The following is a 23202-nucleotide window of genomic DNA, read 5'->3' on the forward strand; positions in this document are numbered from 1 at the left end:
ACTTGCTGATACTGCCACCAGAAAACTATGTGATTCAAGAAACCATATCAAAACATTCTCCTTCCTTACCTTTCTTTCAGCATCCGCAGGCTGTCTCTGATATCCATTCCATCAATCTCATTTCCCACACATACCCATCCGGGATATTCGTTTCTTGCAAACAGTTCTGCCCTTGGCAGATCACCCGCCAGCTCTACGATTTTCTCCCTGACAATATCCGGTTTTTTGCTGTGTTCCTCCACCGGTGTATCTACGATGCAGTGTACTGCCTTTGACACTCGTTTCGGCTGTCCTTTTGTAGCTATCAGGCACAGCTCCGGGTTTGCCCTCGTCCAGAAGCCAAGTCCCCAGAACCATTTTTCCTGTTGCTTCCTGCACCGCTTTACCCAGCAGAATCCAAGTGTCTTATAAGTAAATCCCCATCTTCGGATTGTTTCTAATCCCTGTTCCAGACAGGGGAATGTCACCCATAGAAACAGAATGCAGTCATCCGCCGCTATGGACTGGATATCCAGCCCATAGATGTCCTCAACATTCATAGTACGATAGTGATTTTCGGCGGAGCGTCCCTGTCCTTTCTTACTGTAAACCTTATAAGCCCAAGGAGGATCCACATACAGAATGTTAAACTTCAAGGATGCCCGCCTCCATTTCCGCAAGCCGCAGTCCTATCTCATAGACGATATTGACTGTCACGGAATTTCCCGCCTGCTTATAGAACTGTGCATCACTGACTCCTGCCGCCTTTGCACGGTCAAACAGGAAATCTTCAAATGCCTGTAACCGGAAACACTCTCTCGGTGTGAGCCTGCGGATGCGACAGTATACTACCACTCCCATGCTCCCACCTGTCACAAGCGTCTGGGCGCACTGCTTACCTACCCGCCCTCTGCTTACTGTGCTGTTCGGATAAGACAGGTTGACCCCATCCCCATGCCTTGCGATTACGTATCCCTGCTTGGTTGCTTCCCGAATAGGCATTCCGGCATAATATGGACACTGCAGCATCATCACGCCATGGCGGTCAACCGCCGTCAGGGTAAATCCCGGCTCTCCAACATTCTTAAACCTTCGTCCATTCTGCCGCTTGTTCTCCCTCTCCGGCGTAAGTGCTGCTCTCGCCTGCACGCACTTTCCGTCACAGGCTTTACAGTGCAGCACACCGGAGCTTTCCCCAAACCTCGTTATCCCAGCGTTATAATGAGACACCAGACACCGTGAAGTCCTTGTCATATCCGGCTCTTTCTTCTGTGTGAGGAAACCGGCATAGTTCTTTGCTCCGCATTCCTCATTTCCATTCTCTTTCAGGCACTCCATCCATTCCTCCGGCTTCTTTGTCCCGCACAGATACAGCCCTGTCTTTCCTCCGACACCGCCGCCGTCCGCTGTCAGGGTAACGGAAATCCCATCCGCATCATAGACACGCTCTCCCTGATAGCCTCCTATAACTTTTTTAACAACCGCTGTGTTTGTTCCGCTGACAGGAAATACTTTTCGTCCACGGATTCCTCCAAGATATCCAACAAGGTACACTCTCTCCCTGTGCTGGGGGACTCCGAAATCCTTACTGTTGACACACTGCCATTCAAGGTCATACCCTGCTTCCCATAAGTTAAACAGAACGGCGGTAAAATCCCCGCCTCTCTCGCTTGACAACAGATGCTTAACGTTCTCAACGATAAGGAAGCGGGGTTTATCTTTGGTAGGCGTGCTTTTGAGCAGACCAGCGACTGTAAAAAATAGTCCACTTCGTTCTCCGGCAAGACCTGCCCGCTTTCCTGACAGGGAGATATCTGTGCAAGGAAATCCGAAAGTCCAGATTTCAGCTCTTGGAATCTCTCCTGCTGTAAGCTGTTTAATATCTTTGGCGAACCACTCGCCCGTGCATTTACTTCCGTCACAGTGTTCTCTTACCTCCTTACTGCATATCCGGCAACAGTTTCCTTCCCCGCATTTTCCGTACTTGCAGTAGGAAAGTCCGTACATTGCCATGTAACTGATGTTCGCATACTTGTCGATCTCTACATGACCGATACATCTATGTCCGCTTCGTTCCAATCCTCTTCTAAAGCCGCCTATTCCACTGAATAAATCTAAAAATTCCAAACAGACCTCCTGTTATGGTTTGATAGGTATTCACAATTCCTTTTTCCTCTGGTCCGGTAGAATAGCATCCATATTGAATTGGTAGAATCGTTTCTTACTTCATCATGTGCCCCATTCGCTCAAAGCGCGATAGGGATAAATCTGCTGGCTCCTTGCAAAACGTATCATATTGCCCACCTGATCGACTACGCTCTGATTATTCTGGTCTTTGGTACACATCATCACACTCCCAAAGATACCCGTCAGAACCGCAACCACGGTAAATGCTACGTTATTAGAACACAGCCAGATAACGGCGGCTACTGCACCGCCAAAGAGGGAGCCTGCGATACTCTGCAAAAGCTCCCTCCGTCCAAAACCATTAAATAATTCATTTTCCGCTTTTACCCCACTGGGGATATACAGCTCCCACTTCTGTTCTTCCGTAATTCCTCCTTTCCAGTCCCGCAACATGGGAACTTCTCATGACCCATAATAATACATAACAATGTCCTTTATCTGCCAGATGCTCTCCGCAACGATATAGAACAATACCGTATTCTTTGCCCTTTTCCGGTACTGCGCCTGTTCTTCCTCCGCACCCTGCAAACGCACCATGCAATAGACAAAGCGGAATACCGCTCCCGCACGGATTAGGCTGATTATGGCTATGGAAATATCATCTAATTTCAAACCGTTCCATCCTTTCAAACTAACGCCATTTACTTTGCCATACCCTTTACCATGCCAACTAACCGCACGGAATGGTAAACATTGTTGATGACTCCGCCTCCACTGCCGCCAGCAGGCACAAGAAACTCTCTCAGGAAGGACGGCGTCTTAATGGCAAGCACCATACACGCCATTCCCCAAAATACATTCATATTGATTCCGATATTCAGCATCATACCTACGCCCAGCTTGCAAAGACAGATCTGAATAACCACCGCAAGGGTACTCTGAAAGAACTTGTTGATATAGGTCTTGAATACGCCCTTATCGTTATCCAGAAGCCCCACACACGCCATAGGCATCCCAATCCGCAGGATCATGATTTCCAGTCCCCTCATCAGGAACTGGAAATACAGGATAAAATAGCAGACAACAAAGATGAGTCCGAAGATTGCTGTTGTCAGTCCCAAGGATGAGATGCCGTTTACCCACTCCTGCCAGTCATAATCGGTGGCTGCTCCTATCGCTGCCATCAGGTCATCAATCAATCCCTGTGTGATTTCTGCCATCCATCCGTAGACGATGGGAAAGCAGACCGCCACAGCCACCGCCTGCATAAACCGGATGACAAGACCGGCTGGCTCTGTGTCCGGATCCCCGTCCGTCCACATGACATAACATTCAAACCCTTTTTTCAGAAATTTCAGTATAATCATGGATACGCCAAACCCAAGCAGGATATCAAACAGTACATCTACCATGCTCCCGCCATTTGCCGCCAGCATATACCGGTCGGCATAAAGTGTCATAGGGACTAACTCCTGCAACATTTCATCAATATAAGCAACTGCTCCATTCAGGACTGCCACGATAAGAAGTACCAGTATAACCTCCAATCCGCTTCACCTCCCTTGTGGCGCAGATTATCTGGCTGTTATTCCCCATCCATTTCATTCTCCTTCAAGCTCGCATCGTAGGCATTTAATACTGCTGTATTGATCTGACTGCGAAGCTCCGGTTTAATCGGAAAGCATACATCCCGATATTCATCCTCCTTGTCTTTCATACTGGGCATAAATACGGTGATTCCCTTCTCACACTCCACAACCCGGACTCCTGTTACCAAAAAAGCATCTGCCAGACATACGGTGGCAAATGCTTTCAGCTTACCTGCATCGGTAAAGTTCTTTGTAATTTTTGCTGTTACTTTCAATCTTTTTCCTCCATTACATAAAATTTGCCTGCCAGTTTCCCGGCAGGCAGTTCTCATTGAACGTTATGGTTTTTTCCTGTACGATCATTACCCCTGATAATTAAAGAGGTTCTGGATTCTCTGCGTCAGGGTAGGAAGGATGGTGTCCTTGAACAGTGCATAGAGCCCTGCCAGCAGCAACGCACCAACCACAACAGAAATCAAGATTTTCAATGCGGTATCTACGAAACCTTCTCCTTCTTTTCTGGTAAGAACGTCAGCCAGCTTCTTTCTCATACGTCCACCCTTTACATAAGCTGCTACCGCCAGTCTGTTCATAGTGTCATTGATTTTTCTCATAGTGTTCATTCCTCCGAATTTTAAATTTATTTTTTAGGTTGTCTGCATTACTGGTAATAACCAATAATGATATTTAAGGTTGCACTTCCGATTACTGCCCCGATGCAGGACACGATGGCAACCACGATACGGTTATTCCACTTTTTCTGATCCATCTCGTCCGCCGCACTTCTCCTGATGCAGAAATAAATAATCAGAAGTCCCGCAACGACCGGTACCAGCACCATGAGCCAGGTTGTGGCATCCCCGATCAGCTTTTCTGTTCCTTTTGCCAGTTTGCTCTCACTGATACCGCTTGCATAGGCAGTCTGTGTGTTCAGCAAAAACACGGCAAAAGCGGCAAGAAATGTCTTTCCTGCCGCCTTACATCTTTGTAACCATCTATTCATCTTCTTCATTTCCCGTCAGCTTTCCTCCTCTCCGCATAAATTTCTCTGAAAACAGGGTGCCTGCCTGTACCGGAAGTCCCTGCTGTTTCTGCTTTTCTTCCTTCATCTGAAGATCTTTCGTGTAATAAACCCAGATATTCCATAAAGGTATATCTTCCTTTACGCTGGTGAGTACCGGCCTCCTGCGCTCCCGTTCTTCCCTTACCCTGCGGTTATGCTCCTTGTCTCCAAGTCCCAGCATTTTGTTAAAATACCACTGTGACAGATCGGGAGAAACCATCATTGCCGGGTGGGAACGTGATACCACGATCTGATATGGTCTTGACACTCTCCGTATCTCGTCCGTTGTCAGAAGATCCCTTGCCACTAAACTTACAGTGCTGCTTGAAGATGGATTGACGTACCGCCCGTGCTGGCTGGATAGCTGATAGCCGGAACAAGTGTATTTCCCCAGCTTATCGCTGATTTCAGACAGGGTTTCCTTATCGTCTGCCTGCAGATAAATCCAGCTCTGACAGTTTGACTTGACAATGGCAGCTGTTTCCTTGTTGTATTTCTCCGTAAGCTGTTCAAAGCTCTGCAAAAAGAAATGGAACCGCATACCACGACCGCCCGCTACGGTCAGCTTGTTCGTCAGGTCATTGATCTTGGTAAAGTTTCCAAATTCCTCTAAGACAAAATTTACCCGGTTTATGAGCCGGCCGCCCCTTTCATCCGACTGGTGTACCAGCAGTTCATAGAGTTGCGACACCATAAGGCTTGCAATGGGATAATAGGTGGTCTTTTCGTCCGGCAGGATAAAGAACAATGCCTGCTTCTTTTTTCCGATATCTGCTATGTCATAATCGCTCTTATGGGTAATGGAGTAGACCGCCCTTGAAGTAAACAGCCTTAAAGTCGTCAGTGCCGAAGTATAAAAACTTCCCTTTGTCCTGCTGGGTGCTACATCAGAGATTGACAGAAGCGCCCTTGCCGGATGCCCCGGCCTTAACTTCTTTACATACTCCTGCATGGGTGTCTTGTTTCCAACCGCCTTGCACATTTCCGCCACGAACCAATACACATTGGTAAGGTTCTGGTATTCCGGACGCTTGGCATTATCCACCACCACGCAGAGAATTGCCGCCGCAATCGTGGACTTCTCGCCGTTTTCCCATATCTTCTCATTGCTGGTATTATCGCCCACAAGGATATTCGTGATGTCCCATGCGTACATCTCTGCCTTATCCATCTCTCCCCGGTTCACTGCATCAATGATGGGCTGGAGCAGGTTGTAACGGCTGCTCTTTTCCGGATTCTTGAAGTCAAGGCAGATAACATCAAACCTAAGTTTCTCTAAAAACGGTGCGGCATACTGATACAGTTCTGCCTTGGGATCGCTGATAACAAGGCTCTCGCCCGCCAGTGCCATCAGACAAATGGACTGCAGCACCAGCGTCCTCGTCTTGCCGGAACGGGTTGCACCTATGGTAAGCGTGTGGGTATCGTCTGCGATATAATGTATCTTTTCCTTCTGCCCACATTTCGTCATACCTATCACGATACCGCCTTCTTTCAGAATACGGTAGGGATCCTGTCCGTCTCCTTTCCTTTTTTCCTCACAGGCAGGCACATCTTTTCCCTGCTCCGGCTCCTTTTTTTCGTAGGCATACTCTACTATCTCGTAGCCCTCATCCGTTTCCTCTATTTTTGTCTCCTCATTCTCCTTTCTTTCGTCTGCTTCTTTTTCTGTTTCCTCATCTATTGGAACAAAGCTGCCGGAAAGCTCTCTGTCCTCCGGCTCTCCTGCAGCTTTGATATCCACCATTTCACTATCCTTTAAAAAATCAAGCCCCTCATACCCGGTGTCAATCAGTTCTTTTATGACCGGATTTGTGGGGCTTATGGTACATACCTCAAACACTCTGTCCTTTTCCTCTTCCCTCATCCATCTGGAAGAACCATGCTGGAACTGCCCCACCGGTACGGGTATCTCGATTTCATCCGTCACTTTCATAAGATCTGACTGATAAGATCTGCTGTTCTGCGTAAAGAACAGTACGGTACAGAGCAGCACAAAACACTCAAAGGATAAAAACAGCATCCCCTGCTTTGGCTTCGTGAAAAGCCCTGCCACACACTCCCAAACCGACACCAGTGCAAAGGTTTTCATCTGTCCTGACAATATCCGGTGCAGGGCAGCGGTAAAGAACAGATTGAATATTGTTCCAAACACTATCAAAATGCTTCCTAAAATGATTTTCTCTTTCTTTTTTATGTCTCCATTCCTTCCTGCGGCGTTTCACTGTCCTTATGTACTTCCTGAGTGGTTATTTGAAAATCATACTGCCCCTGTACTTCTTCCCAGACTTCAGGCTTTATAATCCCTGCAAAATCCTGTCGGTAAAAGCTGCTCTGCTCCCCATCATAAAGACTGGTGGCAAAAACCCTCCTGCCCCTGGCTGTAGGGCTGCACCCAAAGCCGCCGGTAGCAAACCATAGCTGATATGGTCTGCTCCGGTATTCCGGTTTTAGGGCATCATAATTCATCACCAGGATTTTTCCCATATAGTCCTTATCCCGGCTGTCCGGCATGCAAGAATGCTGCCCCAGCAGTGCATGATTGTCCGCACTGACCGGATAATACATAATGTCATCCGGCATCTCTACATGATAGATGGGGATGCCAAGGTTTTTTGCATGGGCAATCTCACCCCTCATGCCCTGACTGATATTTTTCCCCATTACCCATAGTTCTTCGCATTTTTCCAGCATGGAAAGCCCCATTTCCAGTCCCTTTTCCCGCTGCTCCGGTATCGTGTCATTGTAAAACTGTGTAAAATACAGATGGGGTGCAAAGGCAAGCACGCCAAGGGAACAGGCTTTTTCGCAGTATTCTGTTGCTTTCTTTATGTTTTTACTATAATCCTTCTCCGAAAGAATTTCCCCACGGAGGGGACTTGCGATATAGACAAGTTTCATCCGCACCCCTTTCATACGCCAAATCCATAATCCACCTGCTCTCCATATTCGTCCTCATCCGCCTCCTCCTCTGCAAATGCTTCCTCATGTACAGTTTCCTCATCCGCTTCTGTCTGCCCCCTGTCAAGCTGCTCCTGCAAAAACAGGTTTGCCGGTGCGTCTATCTGTGGGATCTGTTGCTCCTGTGCCACTAGCGCATTGTACCTCTCCCTGTATGCCGGATAATGGGTACAGATAGTGGCATACAGGCTTTCCTCGGAAACAATCATTTCCTGACATTCCGGGACCACCCCTTTTAACTCATACAGGGGAAGTGCCGCACTTTGCAGAGTATAATAGAAATACCCATTTTCCCGCCTGCCAAACTCACAGGCATAGGGTGTTAAAAAAGCCTCTGCAATCCTCTCATGGACGGCAATCTTCTGTTCTTCTCCGTTCAGTATGTAGATTCCGTTCCAGATGCGCTTTTTATTTTCTCCCCTGTCCCCCGGCGGCTCTATATCCTGAAAACGTGCTAAAGCTGCTGCCTGCCCGCCTTTTCTGACTGCCTCCATCTGTTCGGTGGCCGCAAGTTCCATATTTTTTATCATAACCAGCCGCTTCTGCAGCATTTCATGCCGGAACATTTCCATTGCCTCCCCTTTGGGATAGTAAAGATACCCATCCGACTCCTTTCCCGCCGCAACTGTTTCAGGGGAAAAATCCTTCTCTGCCTGTTCCTTTGGGATCACAATTCCCTCGCCTTTCTCTCCGCATAAGTAATAAATGTTCAGGGCAATCTCAATACAAAGATTGATGTTGCCCCAGATGCTGTCTCCCTGTGGCTGCATCAGTTTCCTCCTTCCTATCGTTCCATGCCGTTACCCATGGAAAGAGCATCCAGCAGTCTTGAAACGTCAAATTTCCGCTCCTCCCGGTGCAGTTCCGGCACAATCTCCTCTACCCTGTTTACCAGTTCCCCGACTGTTTTCATATCTTCCTCGGTAAGCTCCTCGTCCATGGTCCGTAATTTCACAAGCCCCGCATGGATAAGCTGCAACTGCGTTTCCGTAAACAGTTTCCTCTCATCCACCAGCCCGCTTCTTGTAGCGAAGCTCTCAAAGGCTTCCTCCCTGTTATAGAAATACTGCCTCTGAATAGGCTTATTCTCATTCTGTGCATCCTGCTTGTAGGTAGAGAGCACATATCCGAACAATGGATGCTGCTTACAGGCAAGTATGACGCCGTTATGCTCATTCAGCTTCATCACTCCATTTCTCAGTTTCTCAGCCTTTTCCTCCTCGTAAGGCTGGTCGGAACAGATACCGCATAAGCTGGCGGTTGCCCTTGCCATGCTCCAAAGCCGTTCCATCTGCTTTTCCGGCACCTCTACAAAGGGGTTCTTTTCGATCATGTCTACTTTCGTATAAAATGCAATGGTCTTTCCCTTAAACTGGATATCCACCACATAATCCGGTGAGGAAGGCTGTGCCACCCCGAAGCCTTTTTTTTCCAGTTCTTCAAAAAATGCTTTGTAAAATTCAACTTTTGTTTTCATGCCTCTCCTTTCAGCATTCCGGTTCTTCATCCATACCGGTTTCTTCCTGTACTTCATTACGGTTTATACCATATTCTTTCTGAATACTGTCCATATCAATCTCTGACAGGTTGTTTCCCAAATAGATTCCTCTGTCCCACTCAATTCCTCTTACAATACAGTCCTCTGAGCAAATTCCTTCTTTCGGATATCTTGCATATGCCCTTGTACCCTCTGCGATTAGAAACTGTCCGCTTTTTAATGCCATCAGAAACAGGTCATTTTGATTCAACACCATAAGCACACTGTAATCACTTCCGTTCAGGTTATGCAGTACCTCGCCCTGCCTGAAATCATATTCCATTTTCTCATAATGCAGCGCCCCGATCAGAGGATGGCCTTCATGGTCCATGTTGTAGGCCGTCAGTACATCCAGACATTCTTTTGTACAGCGGTCTTTGTCAAAACTGACCTCTCCCTCTGTCATTTTATGGTTTCCCCCAAGGAAATTCCTAAGTTCCCATTCATCACTGCAAAATCTGGCATGAAAGGTTTTATTTGCCGCCAGATATACTTCTGCATACTGGCTGTTCTCCTTTGTCTGACACAGTTCCTGCACCGCATGAGCCAGTTCTGTTTCCGAACCCTCAAATGCCCTAAACAGGACTGTCATATAGTCCTTCATGCTTGAAAGATACTTATATTCCGTACCCTTATTATTATTTGTAATAAGCAGAACATCCTTTAGTTTCAATCTGTACCTCCTCTCATCTTCTTTTTCAGAGACTGTGCGTACTGCCTGCCATATTTCAGTTCTGCGACTTCAAGAAGCATATCAATCCCTCTTTCCAGCTTTTCTTCTGCCTTGGATTGTCTTTTTACATATTCCCTGTACTGTTTTCTGATTTCTTCAGAAGGAATGGTTGCGTCCGTATGTCCCATCAGCCGCTTGTAAAAATACCATGCACAGTCCCCCGGAACGGCATCCATGATGCAGTCTGTGCCACCCCTAGTAAAAACATAGGGACATCCTCTGCACGGATGCCCCTGACTTTTAATTTTATTTATCATTTTAATGTTCATATCCTTTATCCTGATTTCTTAGGAACAATTCTTTTTTTGCCTCCTTCGACAGTTCTCCCGACATACCCTGTCCGTCAAGGAAATCTTCTTCCTGTTTCCAAGCCGCCTGCGCCAGCATATCAAGAGCCTCCATAATCATTCTGGATGCCAGATATTCTCTGTGGCTCTTTAAGTATGCCTCTCCTCTTTTCTCCTTTTCCAGTCTGCATATCGCCTTAACACCGGATAATACCCGGTTTGCCAGTATCTTCTCCGCTTCCTTTTCAAACTTCTTCTTTTGCTGTAAAAGCCATTCCTCATCCGCAGCATATAGTCCCACCATGCTGCACTTGGCATTTACATACCGTTCAAAGCACTTCCTGATCTCCGGTATCTCCAAAAGCAGGAATTGTACCAATTCGTCCGTCTTTTCCATGCTCTCCGGCGGTAAAAGCCCATAAGCAATTCTCCCGTGTTCCGGTATCATAGTCCGAAGTACAAAGAGCCTCTCTGAGAGTTCCGATAGTATCTTTTTATCAAAAGAGACTCCCTGTTCCAGTTCTTCCTCAAACCATTTTTCCGCTGCCTGAAATCTGCCGGGGCTTTTACACCGCAGTTCTTCTTCAAATTCCTCCACCAGCTCATCCGTTATCCGGCGCATTTCCTGTACTGCAAGATTTTTCTCTTTTGCAAAGGCAAGTATCTTTTCCGCAAAAGTGTCCTTTATCATCTGCTTTCGGATGGCATTGGGTATCTGCAGCGGTGTAAACGGATTCTTTACTCTTACAGACTTGTCCCAGAACACCACATGAATATGAGGGTGGCTCTTTTCCCAATGCACTGCAGCCGCCCATTGCAGGTTTTCCCGTTTGATGCCATTTTTTCCTGCAATCGTCATTATGTGGTTTTCCATATATCTCTGCCAGCTTTTCTGATCCTTTAGAAGAAGCTCTTTTGCTGTATCTTCTGCAAAGGACACCACGCTGCGGTACATGACGATTCCCTTTTTAGAATTGGCATAAGATAACTTCGCCACGTCCTTCCAGTCCCCAAATTCCGTAACAGCACCCGGCTCCAGTTTTCCGAAAAGCCCATGATTCATATTTTCATTCTTCAAAACCCTTGGTCTGGTTGCAATATACCGGACATGTGCATAGTTTGCTCCTGGTGTGTCCTTTTTGTTCGGATGCCGGAAACGCTGCTTATACACTAAGATTGACATTATTTTCTACCTTTCTGCTACCTTTCTCCGTATTATTTTGTTGTACTCTGTCACATTATCTGCTAAAATCAGGAATACAAATCTGCAAAGGAGAATTGCCTTGAAACATACAGCAACATTAGAAGATACGCACCATTCCTTTGATGAAATGGCTTCCTCGTTACAAAATCATTTTCAGAAGATTAATCCGGAAGAACCGGAAAACGTCAAACTTGCCAACGAATACTATAAATGGACTTCCTTAAAAACAAATCTGATTCTGAATGAAAAAGCCTTTCAAATACCCTCCTCCGCCCTGCCCAATGTCATCAAGCCATCTGCATTTAAGTGGCTGCACAGCGATAAACAGGCAGTAGTGTCAAAATACTATCAGTACGACAAAGCTACCGATAAATATGTGATTGCTGTCAAAAAAAGTATCGTGCCGGAAACGGATATTGAACTGATTATGCGCTCTCTTGTACTGATTCGGAAAGCTGTCATCTGGGTAGATTTCGGTTATAACATCGGCACGGAATTTGGCGGCAGACATCCGGCAATCATACTGAAAAATTTAAAGGATTCCCTTATCGTTATTCCTTTATCTTCCCAGATGCCCAAAAGCATGGACTACAATATAATGGTTGATAAGGTCTACGGTTTTCCCGAAATGCCACGCTGGGCAAATGTAACAAGGATTACACAGGTCAGCCTTTCCAGAGTCCACTTCGAGAAGTTTGGCGATGTAAAGCCTGCCGTATTAAAGGAAATCCGTGAAAAACTGGTTTCCTGCGGTATCATTTAGGCTTTTTCTGCATACTTTATTACTGCTACAAAATGTTTGACATCACTGCTGCTTTGTGCTAGTATGATGATGTAAACGCAGGAGCAATCCTGGTAATTTTGTAACCGTGAAGCCGTCATTTATGGCGGCTTCTTTTCGTACTATAATATATTTGATACCGTTTTCACTGCTTTTCTACCGTTCCCAATCTTCCTCTCCTTCCCTTTCCTCTGCATCTGCTTCTTCCATTTGGTCCGCCAGCCGCTCTCCCATTCTTTGCAATCCTTTGTATATCCTCTTTGTTTTCTCATAAGGTGTTGCATCCAAAACCAGATTTGGCTCCCCACTTTCATTCTCCTGTATCAGCACAGAAACCTCTCCGCTGGATATGAAGATAGCGTTGCAGGCAATCTCCATCCACGGATAGGTAAGACGGGACAGTTCATGGGGCGTGGCGGTCGTCCTGCTGTTCCATGAGAAAAGGTTATGTGCCATAGACAAAAGCTGGCTCTGATACTCCTCCAGATTTCCTTTACATGATCTTTTGATTTTGTCAAAGGAAATACCATATGGATCCACACATTTTTTTGCGACCTCAAAAAGCTCCGGTACACTGGATAAAATGTAAAAGGCTGCCCGATAGTCAGAATCCAGTTTCTTCCCTTCGGTCAGCCCTACAAGATGCTCATATCTTTGTGCCTGATTCACTTTTGCCCTCCTCCCAATAATCACTTAATAACTACTCTCCCATACATAAATCCGCTTCCTGTTCTTCTTCCATGAAATCATCATGATCACACATTCCTGTTATTTGATCTAGAAGTTCCTTGGTCTGTATGGGACTGGTTGCCATAGTCAGCTTTTGTTGTCTGTAATCATAACTGTACACCTCATCAGACAGCACTTCCTCAGGTGCAACCTGTGTTCTATTTATTTCCATTACCATGCGTTGAAGTTCCTCCGCATTCATATCTCCATTATCCTTCATCAGGATAACTTCATGGATACTGCTGGGAAGAATGAAAAAATTACTTTGTGTTGCTTCCCCGATTTCCTGTAACAAATTTGGATAAAGTATGGCTGTTGCACCATTAATTTGGGCTATATTTGTAAGGACATACTGTTCATAGGGTAAGATTTCCTTGCTTTTTTCTGCCCTTTGATCCTGCTCTGGTATATCCAGATTAAGAAAGCTACGAAATCCCTCCTGTTCTTCTTCCGAAAGTGTTCCCATACAACCAGAAAGCAAAATCTCTTTAATGTTCCTCATGTCCGGCTTAAAAATTCTTTCCGTATTTTTTAGTGCCTGCTCATATATTTCTTCTCTTGAGATTCCCCACATTTCCAGCATACCTGACTTAACCATGAAACTCGACATTCCCTTTTCCTGATTGTTTGTGCATAAAACACGCACAACGGATGTAATATCTGTTTCAGCGATATCTCTGCGTACAGCATCTCTCAAATAATCCTGATTATTGTTTCTATTCAATGCCACCACATACAATCTGTTTTTCACACTCTCGTAGTCCTTTACCTCAAACGGAAGCAAATTTTCATTGTTTTCCATGTTTTTTTTGTATATCCGGGCAATAGCGGTCAAAATATTTTCCATATTCCCATCATCCTCATATGTCCGATAATAATCTTCAAGATAAACATTGGGAACAATTCTGTCCTCTGGACGTTTAATACATATTGCATGAAATTTCTGATTATTATTTTTACTAACCTCCTGAATTGTCACATCTGCATTTGCGTATTCTTCCGGCAAAAAAGACATAATCTGCTCCTTTACCTGTTCCATAAATTTTTCATACGTCATGGTTCATTCTCCTTTTTCTATAATTTTTCAGCCAGTTCCCACAGATTCGATGTATCCTGTAGGAAACTGTTGATTTGGAAATCTTTTTTTTGCATATAATCCACGCCCAGCTTGACCGCTTCGGAAAGCATCTGGTCGAAATCGTCCTCACTCCCCTCATTGGCAAGGTTCATCAGAACCTTAATGAGAAGAAAGAAGATTGCTCCATTGATTTTTCCTATCTTCATCAGCATCTTTGCAAGACGATCCGTGTCATGGTCTGCAATCGCCTTGATCTCGTCCACATGATATACTGCTGTAATCTCCTGCCGGATGATGCGGGCAATAAAATCTATATCCTCACGGCTTCCCTCTATGGAAAGCCCTTTCTCCACATATCCCCGCACCAATTCCGATGTCGTGGTATGGTTTTTGGCTGCCAACTTATCCAACGTTTCCAAAGTCTCCGTTGTAAAATTGATAGAACGCTTCTGTGTCGGCTTTTTGATACTTCCACCTCCCATTTACGGTTCTTCCTGCAAGGGTTCTGACAGGAACCCCACACAATATGAGATAACCCCGTTGCAGGCTTTGCCTGCAAGCTGTTTTCCGGCGGTGTGGAACCCGCCTATTCCCGCCTTAACCAACAAGCTCAGCTTGGTGTCAAGGCGGGTGTGCCACAGGCACACCCGGCCGCAGAGCAGCCTTTTTCCTAAAAAGCGGAAAAACAGTATCTTACGGCTCCATGCCCTCGTCCTCTGCCTCGGCTTCTTCAGACGCCCTATCCCGCAGCAGCTTAGCAAAATACTCCACCGCTTCCGCTTCTTCCGGCTTCAGCACAAGCTCCACATTGTGCTTCTCATAGGTACGCCCACGCCCATTCAGCATAAGGGAACATTCTGCAGCAATCCGGGACATCCAAAAGAACGCATCTGCTCCTTCCTGCAAAGTCTTTCCCGTAGCAAACCGCAGGCTTTTCTGCTTTCCATCTTCATCACAGTAAATCAGGTCAATATCCAGATAAATCCCTTCACTGCCGCCAAAATTAGGAACACACATGGCAAAATTGAAGTCCGGCAACTCCCTTGCTTTCGTCCTCATATCCACATCGTAAAGAAAATACTCGTCCGGAAGCATTCCCTTTTCTTTCAGATGGGTCTCCAGCTTCTCAAATGTCTCTTTTGCATCCGCCATTCCGATATGCCTTACACGATGCTGTTCATCCGGCTCACTCCACCGGTCTAACTCAAAGGTTCTTATTTTTTCCATTTACCGCTCCTTTCCCGCTATCTTTCTTCTTGAAAAGTCTCGTCCACTTCCAAGGATGCTGCCAAGTCCTGCCGGATATCTGCCCTGCTCCCTCTCACGGATGTACCATGGGTGCTGTATTCCTCAAAGAACTTTTCCTCCATTTTCATACTGCAGCAGGCTATCTTTCCGCCCCTTGGAAACAGGAAATGCAGCGTGTTGTCGGACGGCTCCTGCTCCACAGGTACGCCGTCCATAATCTCATCCACATCGCCTATAAAGCTCTGTGGGCTGTTTAGGATATTCCGCACCAAATAGACCGGGATCTGCACCTGCCATAAGCCATAATCATCTTCTCCATGGTTCCAGAGGACATTTACCAGCTCATAATATTCCCTCCCGTCAATCTGTTCCTTGGCATGATAAAGAAACGGACTGTCTGTTTCCATTTCTGTCCGCAGACGAATGATCTCTGCCAGTCGTTCCACGTCCTTTCTTATATTCTCCGGCACCTCCCCGTCAATATAGCTGCCATTCTTAAAAGAGTCTGCTACACAGTCAATGTCAACAATCTTGGAATCCATGCCAAGCTGCACCGCATCTACAAGACTCATGTCAAAATATTTTTCCGCTTTTTCTTCCGTTCCGCACTGATACAAAAGAAGCCGGGTTAAGATTCCCCTTATTTCTCTCTGCATCTCATCCGGCAACTGGCATACATATACCGGTCTCATTCTCTACCTCCAGTCTTTCTTCACCTTCCCAGCCCCTCCTCATCTTCCTGGTCTTCCGTCATGCTCTGCTGTTGTCTAGGCTGTTCATAAAGAGAAGTCAACACTTTGTTGAAATCTTTCTCTGTGGGTGTCTGTATGGCGACCTTATACCCTAATGACTGATAATGCTTCTTCGCTTCTCCTGCCCTTACCTGACCGTGATTGTGAGGTGTACCGTCTGCAAGTTTCCCATCCACATCATTGTCATAGCAGAACACGATTTCATTGACCTTGGGATGCTCCTCTAAGAACCGCTTCAGTGCCCTGTCTGACAGGCAGCCTTCCGATATCCGGTAGTCCTTTCTCCAGTCATATCCCCGCAGCTTATAAAGCGTGGCATGGCTCATGGCATCAATAGGTGCCTCAAACTCATAGACACGGTTGCTTTTTCCCTCCATGAGAAAACCATAGGTCTTATCCGAGTTCTCCATATCCTGCCGGAAACTGCTGCCTGCACTGGGACCACGCAGGGCGCAGTATCTTGGTGTCCCCTTGCTGTCATACCCGACAAACGCACAATTCCGGCGCACTTTGCCACCTATTTCCTGTCTTGACTGATATACTTTTGCCTGTTTCATCATGGTCTGCACAATTTCCGGATCAATCTTTCTTGTCTTTGTCAGGTACGCAAATACTCGGCGGTCGTCCGTGTCCCTGGGCGGTAATACCATCGTTCCCCTTTCTGCCTTTTCCTGCGGTGAAACTACATGGGCGGTCCGTTCATAAGCCCTGCACCCCAGTATCTGTTCCATAGCCTCCCTCTTTTTCAGTCCCAGATAATTCATTGCAAATTCAACAATGTCACCGCCCCGTTCTTCCGTAAATGAATAATAGCCACGGCCATGCTTGAACAGGTACAATCCCCCGTTGTGCTTCACATGAACCGTGGCCTTATCACTTTTCTCAATCTCAAAACCATTCCTTACCGCAAAATCTATAATATTCGTATTATAAATCTGCCGCATCTGTTCTTCCGTAAAGGGCATTGGTCTGCCCCTCTGCTGTACCTGCAACTGCTTTTCTCCTTTCCATCTACCGCTCATTTTCCATATCTTCCCCATCAAATCTATTCATCTGCTTCAAATTATCTGCACTGATGACAGTATATCCCATTTCTTCTGTATGTTCCTCTTCTTTCGTGTATTCCGCATCTTCTCCGTATGCCTTATATAAGGTAAATCCCTGTTCCTTGATATTCGCCATCCATTGGTCGAAAAATCCCATCAGATCCTCCATCTGCTTCTCGGTTCTGTCCCCGGTTTCGTAATAGATGCCCATGTTATCCTGCGTGTAAGATAAGGCATAGATACAACGCTGCGTATCGTCCAGCATGAACGTAATCTCCGGATCACGCATCCTGTCCCCATTCTGTGTATAATAGTGTGCAATACTGTACTCATTCTCTCCGATGGTTTCAAGCACAAGGTCATCAAAGCCGTCCTGTTTGAATTTCATGTAAGTATATGTACCCTCAAATAACTCCGGTGCCAGCTTACGCAGTTTCCGGTAGATACTGTTTCCATGGCTTTTTCCCGCTTTTTCCATTCCTTCCTCGTCTGCATCCGCAAATTCCAGTTCCAGATTAAGGGATACCTGTTCTTTCAGAAACTCCGACAGCTTTTCTTCCTCAGAAAAGGGGCGCTCCGCCTGCACTTTCGCCGCTTCAAACTGTTCTTTCAGTTCTCCCAATTTCCTCTCCTCATCTTTCAGATACTGCGGTATCTTCTCTGCAAGATTCTCAAGCCTTGTGATATTTCCCAGTGCAGATTCACCGGCATCCACCTGATAACTGCCTTCCCCTTTCAGGCAGAGAAGTACATCCTGAAATGCTCCTCTTTTCAGCATTACCTGTAAACCGGCGTAGGTCCCGGCTGATACGGTGTCTCCTGCCTCATGCCCCAGATTTGCCATCTGCATCTTCAGATATTCACCCGCCTTTGTCCGCTCGTCAAACAGCCTGTGATTTAAGGTAATAGAAAACTCCTGCGGCACCTCTTTCTGATACAGCTCTGCATCGGCTTTTCTATGTTCTATCCTTTCTGTACATTTCTTAATTTCCTGAGGATAATAGACCGTAATCTTGTTCTGCAAGTCCGTATGCTCACTTTTCCAAGCCGATTTCAGTGTCTGCAGGCGATAGACCTCATTATCCACCTCCATTTTCCTCTTAATCTTAGGATCCGATACAGCAAGAGCCTTGAACTCGGCATACTGAAGCACTACCTCGTCCACATCCTCACAGCTCCTAAGCGCACTCCGGCCAGTCATGATCTGGCTGATATACCGCTGCTTTTGTTCCAGTATCTGCCAAAGGTAAGCATCAAAGGTCTGCTCCGTGATGTAATTAAAGATAGATATCTCATCATTTTCATTTCCCTGCCGCAGGATGCGCCCGTTACGCTGCGTCAGATCAGCCGGCCGCCATGGTGCATCTAGATTGTGCAATGCTATCAATTTATCCTGCACATTCAATCCTGTTCCCATCTTCTCCGTGCTTCCCAGCAGTACACGGACAATTCCGTTCCGTACCTTTTCCAGCAGTTCTGCCCGTTTTGTGTCCGTATTGGCGTCATGTATGAAAGCTATCTCTTTTTCCTCCACTCCAAGCCGCACCATCTCCTGTCTGAGTGCCTGATAGAAGTTAAATCTGCCGTCCGCCTTCGGTGTTCCCTTATCGCAGAAAATGAGCTGTGTGGAATGCTGCTCCTCAGTGTCATGGTAGATTTCTGCCACACCTCTGGCACAGGCATTGAGTTTGGTGTCAGGATCGTTATCCAGCGTTTCATCCAGAATACGGGGATCCACGGAAAGCAGCCTTGCCTCGTTTGTCAGCTTTAAGAAATTATCCTGACTGCTGTCTACCTCCTTATTACGGATTGCTTCTGCCCTTTCCACCAGTTCCTCCATGATGGCTTTCTGATCCGGCGTGATAGCTGTCTTTACCACCTGCATTTTTCCCGTTTTTAGTTTCGGAACCGGCAGGTCCAGCATATCCGCTGTCTTGATGTCTGCCACTAAAAACAGCATGGACATCAGTTCCGGCAGATTGTGGAACTTGGCAAATCTTGCTTTCATCTGGTAGCCTGAGCCTTCGGGTTTGATTTCCAGCGATGATTCCACCTTGCCGAAGGTGCTTGCCCAGGAATCAAACATAAGCAGTCCCCTGCGCTTTAATTCGGAAGGCTGCAAAGTCTTTTGCATAACATAAAGTTCCGACATGGAATTAGATACTGGTGTGCCGGTGAGATACACCACGCCATGTTCATTCGTGATTTCATTGATATACTGGCATTTCATGTGCATATCCATGGCACGCTGGCTGCTCTGTCCTCCCACGCCCGCCACTCTCTGCATCTTGGTATAGCTGTAATTATTCTTATAGGCATGGGCCTCATCCACAAACAGGTTATCCACGCCCAGTTCCTCAAAGGAAATCGTTCCGTCTTTCTTCCCTGCATTATAGAGCCTGTCAAAACGGTCCTGTAAATTATGCCTGAATATCTCCATCTGTTTTAAGGACCATGTTTTCCCGGAAAGCATCTTCATTTCGTCTATCTTCTTTGTGATTTCATCAATCTCCTCCTGCATGGTAGCTAACTGCCGCTCTCTTGAAAGAGCGATCAGTTCAAAGGAACTGTGTCCCATGATGATACAGTCATAATCCCCTGTGGCGATACGGCTTACAAACCGTCTCCGACGTGGCTTTTCAAAATCTTTGTTCGTTGCAACTAAAATATTGGCATTAGGATAAAGCCGCATAAACTCTGTCGCCCACTGTTCTAAGGTATGGTTCGGTACTGCAATCAACGGCTTGTTACATACTCCCAGCCGTTTTCTCTCATAGGCAATAGCACAGGCTGTCATGGTCTTACCGGCTCCTACCTCATGCGCCACCAGAAGATTCCCGTCACTGTAAATACCCATGGCTACCGTGTCACGCTGGTGTTTTCGCAGAGTAATGGCATCATTCATATCCGGCAGCATCAGGTCATCCCCGTTGTAGGTTCTGGGACGGATGTTGTTAAAGCGGTCATTGTAAAGCTGCGTTAATGCAGCCCCTCTCTCCGGTTCTGCAAACAGCCATGATTCAAACTCCATTTTGATCTGTGCCTGCTTCTCCCTTGCAAGCAGGGTTTCCCGCTTGTTCAGCACATACCGCACCTTTTCTTCCCCAGTCTCCGGATCCTCATACTCCTGCCTGTCACGGACTTCTACCGTTTTCAGGTTCAGGGTATATTCCATAATCTCGTAGGCATTCAATCGTTCTGTCCCGTAGGTTTTATTTGCGGCAATGGAATCTCTCTCAGCCCTCTTTTCAGTAATGAAATAGGTTCCTGTATATTCCGCAAACTCGATATGGATATTGCTGTCCCTGTTATGCTTGCTCGTTGCAAACTTCTCATACATAAAATCCCGATAGTATTTCACCGGTATCCATGTAGAGCCAAGCACGAAACTGATGTCCTCCGGCTTTAACGGTTCCGGCTGCACCTGCTTTAGTGCTTCCACGTTCCGCCCAAACCACTCCGGGTACTCCTCTTCCGCCAGAACAGCCTGCGCCAGTTTATCCTTTACGTAGCCGCTTAAATATTCCTCTGCAAGCACCCAGCCGGACGTGGCATCTCCTTGCCGCCACTTTGCCGGATCCTGATATACATGCTCCCCCAGTTCCTCCAGAATATCCTCCTTGCTGCATATCTGCCCGTCCTTACGGTACAGATACTGCATATAATCAAGGTCAAACTTTCCTTTGGCATTCATGGTAATGCGCAGGGCTTCCTCCACATTGTCTGCTGTTTTTGGCATACTCTTTGGACGGATCGTGGCCTTATGGAATACTGCTGTCTTTTTGTACTCGCCCTTTACCTTTTTCCCATGCTCGTCCTTTACTTCTTCCTCAATGGAACGTAAAAGCGGAGAATCTGCATCCTTGGAAAATGCCATGACATTCCCCTGCAAATTGAGATACCCATATTTTTTTATATAACTGTCATACTCCCGGTTCAGACGGTCTAATAATTCTTTCAGTCTCTTTTCATACTCCATGGTGGGCAATTCCCACCCCAGTTCAGGATCGCCGTGAAGCTGGAAGTCCATCAGTTCCCGCAGGGCATCACGGATGTGGAGCATCCCGTCTACCCTCTCTGCCTTTTTCCCTGTCAGCTCCTGACGGTACATCCGGGAATCTTCCCGGTAATAGAAAGCGTCCCCCACCTTGGTATAACTGTAATTCTTCACATCCGGCGTTGCTGGAAGCCACTCTTTGATAACCGTGTCTTTGTCCTCCGATAGTTCACTTGCCGGTTCCTCATACTGCCCATGGAGCCTGCCTACTGCTTCCTCCAGCAGTTCACTTAAAGTTTTATCCGGGTATGGTTTGCATGTTACAAAATCATGGCTTCCATACATACCGGTTTCCTGTGCCATGGTTCCCAGCACCATCTCCGGGTGATCTATGAAATAACTGTTGTAGGGGATTCCGTTCTCGTCTTTTTCCACGGAAAGCCACGGTGTATTCCTTTCATCCGGTATGATTTCCTGCTCCCGCTTTTTCAGAAACAATATGTCCGTGGTCACTTCTGTTCCTGCCACCTGTTTGAAAGCATTTTCCGGCAGACGGATGGCACCGATCAGTTCCGCCCTCTGTGCGATATACTTCCGCACAGACTGATTCTCCTTATCCATGGTGAATTTTGTGGTAATAACTGCAAGGATGCCTCCGCTTCTTACCTTATCCAGACTTTTCGCCAGAAAATAATCGTGTATCTTGAAGTTATAACGGTCATACCGCCTGTCACTCACTTTGATATTGTGAAATGGCACATTTCCCACCACCACATCAAAGAAGCTGTCGGAAAACTCTGTGTCCTCATACCCTTTGATAAGAATGTCTGCCTGCGGATATAATTTCCTTGCAATGCCTCCAGCAATGGGTTCCAGTTCCACTCCATAGAGTCTTGACTGGCTCATACTCTCCGGCAGGGCTGAGAAAAAGTTGCCTGTCCCCAGTGCCGGATCCAGAATGTTTCCTGACCGGAAACCAAACTGGTAAAGTGCCTGATAGATAAACTCTATGACTTTCTGATCCGTATAATAAGAGGTCAGGGTTGAAGCCGATGCCAACTGCATTTCCTCCTCTGTCAGCAGCTCTGAAATCTCATCATATTCCTTTTCCCAGCCTTCCTTTCCGGGTGTCAGGGCATTGGCAAGACCGCCCCAGCCAACAAAACGGGCTAAGACGATCTGTTCCTCCGTAGTTGCAATACGGTTCTCCTGCTGTAACTGTTTCAGTAGCCTGATTGCCTCCACGTTATTGCGGAACTTTGCTTTAGGGCCTCCCTCGTACAGACGATGCTCCGGCTGATAGTGATAATTCAGTGTACCGTCCCGAAAACGCTGTTCCATTTCCTTTGCCACATCCATGGCATACTTCTCATTTGCCTGCCCGATGCGGCTCATGTTTTCTATCCGTTTCTTTGCTGCTTCCGAAAAATCTCCATCCTCTACGGACTGCACAACCGTCTGAGCCACTTCTCCCTCTGTGTAATTGGGTTGCAGAAGCTCTGCATTTTCAATCAGGACTACCGGCAGTCTCTCTATGACCTTATATCCATGAAGCCCCTGTAGCTGCTCTATATCTCCCAGTTCAACCGTATGGTTATCGTCCAGATACTGAAGCACTTCAAAGATACGGTCGTCATACGCAATCCGGCTTCCCACCGGGAACGGCATATATCCGCTCTTTATTTCCTCCGGCTCTGTTTCTTCCGGCAATATCTGGTCGCCCCCTTTTCCGTCATCCTCGTAAGGACCGGGATAAAGTTCAAACAGGCTGAGCTGTCCGTCCTCATGGTCTTTTCGGGAACCAAGCTGCATATCTTCTATTTCATCAGGAATATTGAAATCGCCAATGGCATCTTCTTCCTCATGGTATGGGATATACTCGCTGTTCTGCATCAGAGAACCTATCACATGGGTAATCACATCCCACGAAAGCCGCACAAAGCCCTCTTCCCCGAAAAAGAAATCCGCCACATCCTTTCCCGGCATGATTCCCCGTGTTCCGTCACTGCTTTTTTGCAGTCCGTAATCAAGGTAAATATCCCTGACGGCATTCCTTTTCACAGCCGGATCTGTCTCTTTTGCAAACACCTG

The 23202-nt window shown here is 46.6% G+C and carries 23 protein-coding genes; 1 reads left to right on the plus strand and 22 read right to left on the minus strand.

Annotated elements, in window-relative coordinates; all coding sequences use genetic code 11:
- Positions 1-65: 65 nt before the first annotated feature.
- From ACLTOQ_RS01455 to mobP3, 15 genes are all read right to left on the minus strand, one after another.
- Complete coding sequence (locus tag ACLTOQ_RS01455; protein ID WP_242997811.1) at positions 66-635, minus strand: MT-A70 family methyltransferase; 570 nt, start codon at positions 633-635, stop codon at positions 66-68.
- Positions 625-2106, minus strand: coding sequence for a DNA (cytosine-5-)-methyltransferase (gene dcm / locus ACLTOQ_RS01460; protein WP_195523029.1), 1482 nt, complete (start codon positions 2104-2106; stop codon positions 625-627). Before dcm ends, ACLTOQ_RS01455 begins: the two co-directional genes overlap by 11 nt.
- A 102-nt stretch (positions 2107-2208) precedes the next feature.
- Positions 2209-2559, minus strand: a complete 351-nt coding sequence (locus ACLTOQ_RS01465) for a hypothetical protein (RefSeq protein WP_055169931.1) — start codon at positions 2557-2559, stop codon at positions 2209-2211.
- A gap of 9 nt (positions 2560-2568) precedes the next feature.
- Positions 2569-2778 carry a mercury transporter gene (locus tag ACLTOQ_RS01470; RefSeq protein ID WP_195523030.1) on the minus strand — a complete coding sequence of 70 codons (210 nt, stop codon included), beginning with the start codon at positions 2776-2778 and terminating at the stop codon, positions 2569-2571.
- 29 nt (positions 2779-2807) lie between these two features.
- Positions 2808-3653, minus strand: coding sequence for a conjugal transfer protein TrbL family protein (locus ACLTOQ_RS01475; RefSeq protein ID WP_195523031.1), 846 nt, complete (start codon positions 3651-3653; stop codon positions 2808-2810).
- Between the two features lie 38 nt (positions 3654-3691).
- Positions 3692-3970: a SpoVG family protein gene (locus ACLTOQ_RS01480; RefSeq protein WP_243253381.1), complete on the minus strand. Its 279-nt coding sequence runs from the start codon at positions 3968-3970 to the stop codon at positions 3692-3694.
- 87 nt (positions 3971-4057) lie between these two features.
- A complete protein-coding gene (locus ACLTOQ_RS01485) occupies positions 4058-4246 on the minus strand; it encodes a DUF6133 family protein (RefSeq protein WP_242997832.1) in 189 nt (62 codons plus the stop codon).
- Between the two features lie 110 nt (positions 4247-4356).
- Positions 4357-4707: an Mbov_0395 family pilin-like conjugal transfer protein gene (locus tag ACLTOQ_RS01490; RefSeq protein WP_412318514.1), complete on the minus strand. Its 351-nt coding sequence runs from the start codon at positions 4705-4707 to the stop codon at positions 4357-4359.
- Positions 4691-6913 (minus strand): VirD4-like conjugal transfer protein, CD1115 family, encoded by a 2223-nt coding sequence (locus ACLTOQ_RS01495; RefSeq protein WP_242854027.1) that lies wholly within the window; start codon positions 6911-6913, stop codon positions 4691-4693. Before ACLTOQ_RS01495 ends, ACLTOQ_RS01490 begins: the two co-directional genes overlap by 17 nt.
- Positions 6914-6951: 38 nt before the next feature.
- Complete coding sequence (locus tag ACLTOQ_RS01500) at positions 6952-7659, minus strand: DUF4406 domain-containing protein (protein ID WP_195523034.1); 708 nt, start codon at positions 7657-7659, stop codon at positions 6952-6954.
- A gap of 11 nt (positions 7660-7670) precedes the next feature.
- Positions 7671-8489, minus strand: a complete 819-nt coding sequence (locus ACLTOQ_RS01505; protein ID WP_195523035.1) for a hypothetical protein — start codon at positions 8487-8489, stop codon at positions 7671-7673.
- A gap of 14 nt (positions 8490-8503) precedes the next feature.
- Positions 8504-9196: a hypothetical protein gene (locus ACLTOQ_RS01510; protein WP_055169990.1), complete on the minus strand. Its 693-nt coding sequence runs from the start codon at positions 9194-9196 to the stop codon at positions 8504-8506.
- A 10-nt stretch (positions 9197-9206) separates the two neighbouring features.
- Complete coding sequence (locus ACLTOQ_RS01515; protein WP_055169957.1) at positions 9207-9929, minus strand: hypothetical protein; 723 nt, start codon at positions 9927-9929, stop codon at positions 9207-9209.
- Entirely contained in the window at positions 9926-10246 is a 321-nt protein-coding gene (locus ACLTOQ_RS01520) for a hypothetical protein (protein ID WP_412318517.1), read from the minus strand. The genes ACLTOQ_RS01515 and ACLTOQ_RS01520 overlap by 4 nt, the downstream gene beginning before the upstream one ends.
- 1 nt (position 10247) lies before the next feature.
- On the minus strand, positions 10248-11459 hold the full coding sequence (mobP3, locus tag ACLTOQ_RS01525) for a MobP3 family relaxase (protein ID WP_412318519.1): 1212 nt from the start codon (positions 11457-11459) through the stop codon (positions 10248-10250).
- A gap of 100 nt (positions 11460-11559) precedes the next feature.
- Between mobP3 and ACLTOQ_RS01530 the strand changes: the two genes are divergently transcribed.
- Complete coding sequence (locus tag ACLTOQ_RS01530; protein ID WP_118172946.1) at positions 11560-12243, plus strand: type II toxin-antitoxin system PemK/MazF family toxin; 684 nt, start codon at positions 11560-11562, stop codon at positions 12241-12243.
- Positions 12244-12417: 174 nt separating this feature from the next.
- Here ACLTOQ_RS01530 and ACLTOQ_RS01535 read toward each other — a convergent pair whose 3' ends face one another.
- The 7 genes from ACLTOQ_RS01535 to ACLTOQ_RS01565 all read right to left on the minus strand — a co-directional run bounded on the left by ACLTOQ_RS01535 (position 12418) and on the right by ACLTOQ_RS01565 (position 23097).
- A complete protein-coding gene (locus ACLTOQ_RS01535) occupies positions 12418-12930 on the minus strand; it encodes a hypothetical protein (RefSeq protein ID WP_118172947.1) in 513 nt (170 codons plus the stop codon).
- A 31-nt stretch (positions 12931-12961) separates the two neighbouring features.
- Positions 12962-14047: a DUF5688 family protein gene (locus ACLTOQ_RS01540; RefSeq protein ID WP_118172948.1), complete on the minus strand. Its 1086-nt coding sequence runs from the start codon at positions 14045-14047 to the stop codon at positions 12962-12964.
- Positions 14048-14064: 17 nt separating this feature from the next.
- Complete coding sequence (locus ACLTOQ_RS01545; RefSeq protein ID WP_207743155.1) at positions 14065-14550, minus strand: hypothetical protein; 486 nt, start codon at positions 14548-14550, stop codon at positions 14065-14067.
- 211 nt (positions 14551-14761) lie between these two features.
- The gene (locus ACLTOQ_RS01550) at positions 14762-15295 is read right to left on the minus strand and encodes a hypothetical protein (RefSeq protein ID WP_118172949.1); all 534 of its coding nucleotides are present in this window, start codon (positions 15293-15295) and stop codon (positions 14762-14764) included.
- A 17-nt stretch (positions 15296-15312) separates the two neighbouring features.
- Positions 15313-16008, minus strand: coding sequence for a hypothetical protein (locus tag ACLTOQ_RS01555; RefSeq protein WP_118172950.1), 696 nt, complete (start codon positions 16006-16008; stop codon positions 15313-15315).
- A 20-nt stretch (positions 16009-16028) separates the two neighbouring features.
- Positions 16029-17090, minus strand: coding sequence for a DUF3991 domain-containing protein (locus ACLTOQ_RS01560; protein WP_412318520.1), 1062 nt, complete (start codon positions 17088-17090; stop codon positions 16029-16031).
- A complete protein-coding gene (locus tag ACLTOQ_RS01565; RefSeq protein WP_412318545.1) occupies positions 17080-23097 on the minus strand; it encodes a DUF6908 domain-containing protein in 6018 nt (2005 codons plus the stop codon). Before ACLTOQ_RS01565 ends, ACLTOQ_RS01560 begins: the two co-directional genes overlap by 11 nt.
- Between the last annotated feature and the right edge of the window lie 105 nt (positions 23098-23202).

This window comes from Gallintestinimicrobium sp., assembly GCF_046968865.1.
Classification (GTDB): Bacteria; Bacillota; Clostridia; order Lachnospirales; family Lachnospiraceae; genus Gallintestinimicrobium; species Gallintestinimicrobium propionicum.

Coding starts and splice junctions, on each gene's coding strand:
- ACLTOQ_RS01555 (WP_118172950.1), bottom strand. CDS start 16,008: ATGAGACCGGTATATGTATGCCAGTTGCCGGATGAGATGCAGAGAGAA.
- ACLTOQ_RS01550 (WP_118172949.1), bottom strand. CDS start 15,295: ATGGAAAAAATAAGAACCTTTGAGTTAGACCGGTGGAGTGAGCCGGAT.
- ACLTOQ_RS01490 (WP_412318514.1), bottom strand. CDS start 4,707: ATGAAGAAGATGAATAGATGGTTACAAAGATGTAAGGCGGCAGGAAAG.
- ACLTOQ_RS01500 (WP_195523034.1), bottom strand. CDS start 7,659: ATGAAACTTGTCTATATCGCAAGTCCCCTCCGTGGGGAAATTCTTTCG.
- ACLTOQ_RS01540 (WP_118172948.1), bottom strand. CDS start 14,047: ATGACGTATGAAAAATTTATGGAACAGGTAAAGGAGCAGATTATGTCT.
- mobP3 (WP_412318519.1), bottom strand. CDS start 11,459: ATGTCAATCTTAGTGTATAAGCAGCGTTTCCGGCATCCGAACAAAAAG.
- ACLTOQ_RS01520 (WP_412318517.1), bottom strand. CDS start 10,246: ATGATAAATAAAATTAAAAGTCAGGGGCATCCGTGCAGAGGATGTCCC.
- ACLTOQ_RS01545 (WP_207743155.1), bottom strand. CDS start 14,550: ATGGGAGGTGGAAGTATCAAAAAGCCGACACAGAAGCGTTCTATCAAT.
- ACLTOQ_RS01510 (WP_055169990.1), bottom strand. CDS start 9,196: ATGAAAACAAAAGTTGAATTTTACAAAGCATTTTTTGAAGAACTGGAA.
- ACLTOQ_RS01485 (WP_242997832.1), bottom strand. CDS start 4,246: ATGAGAAAGAAGCTGGCTGACGTTCTTACCAGAAAAGAAGGAGAAGGT.
- ACLTOQ_RS01465 (WP_055169931.1), bottom strand. CDS start 2,559: ATGTTGCGGGACTGGAAAGGAGGAATTACGGAAGAACAGAAGTGGGAG.
- ACLTOQ_RS01565 (WP_412318545.1), bottom strand. CDS start 23,097: ATGCCGGGAAAGGATGTGGCGGATTTCTTTTTCGGGGAAGAGGGCTTT.
- ACLTOQ_RS01505 (WP_195523035.1), bottom strand. CDS start 8,489: ATGCAGCCACAGGGAGACAGCATCTGGGGCAACATCAATCTTTGTATT.
- ACLTOQ_RS01560 (WP_412318520.1), bottom strand. CDS start 17,090: ATGAGCGGTAGATGGAAAGGAGAAAAGCAGTTGCAGGTACAGCAGAGG.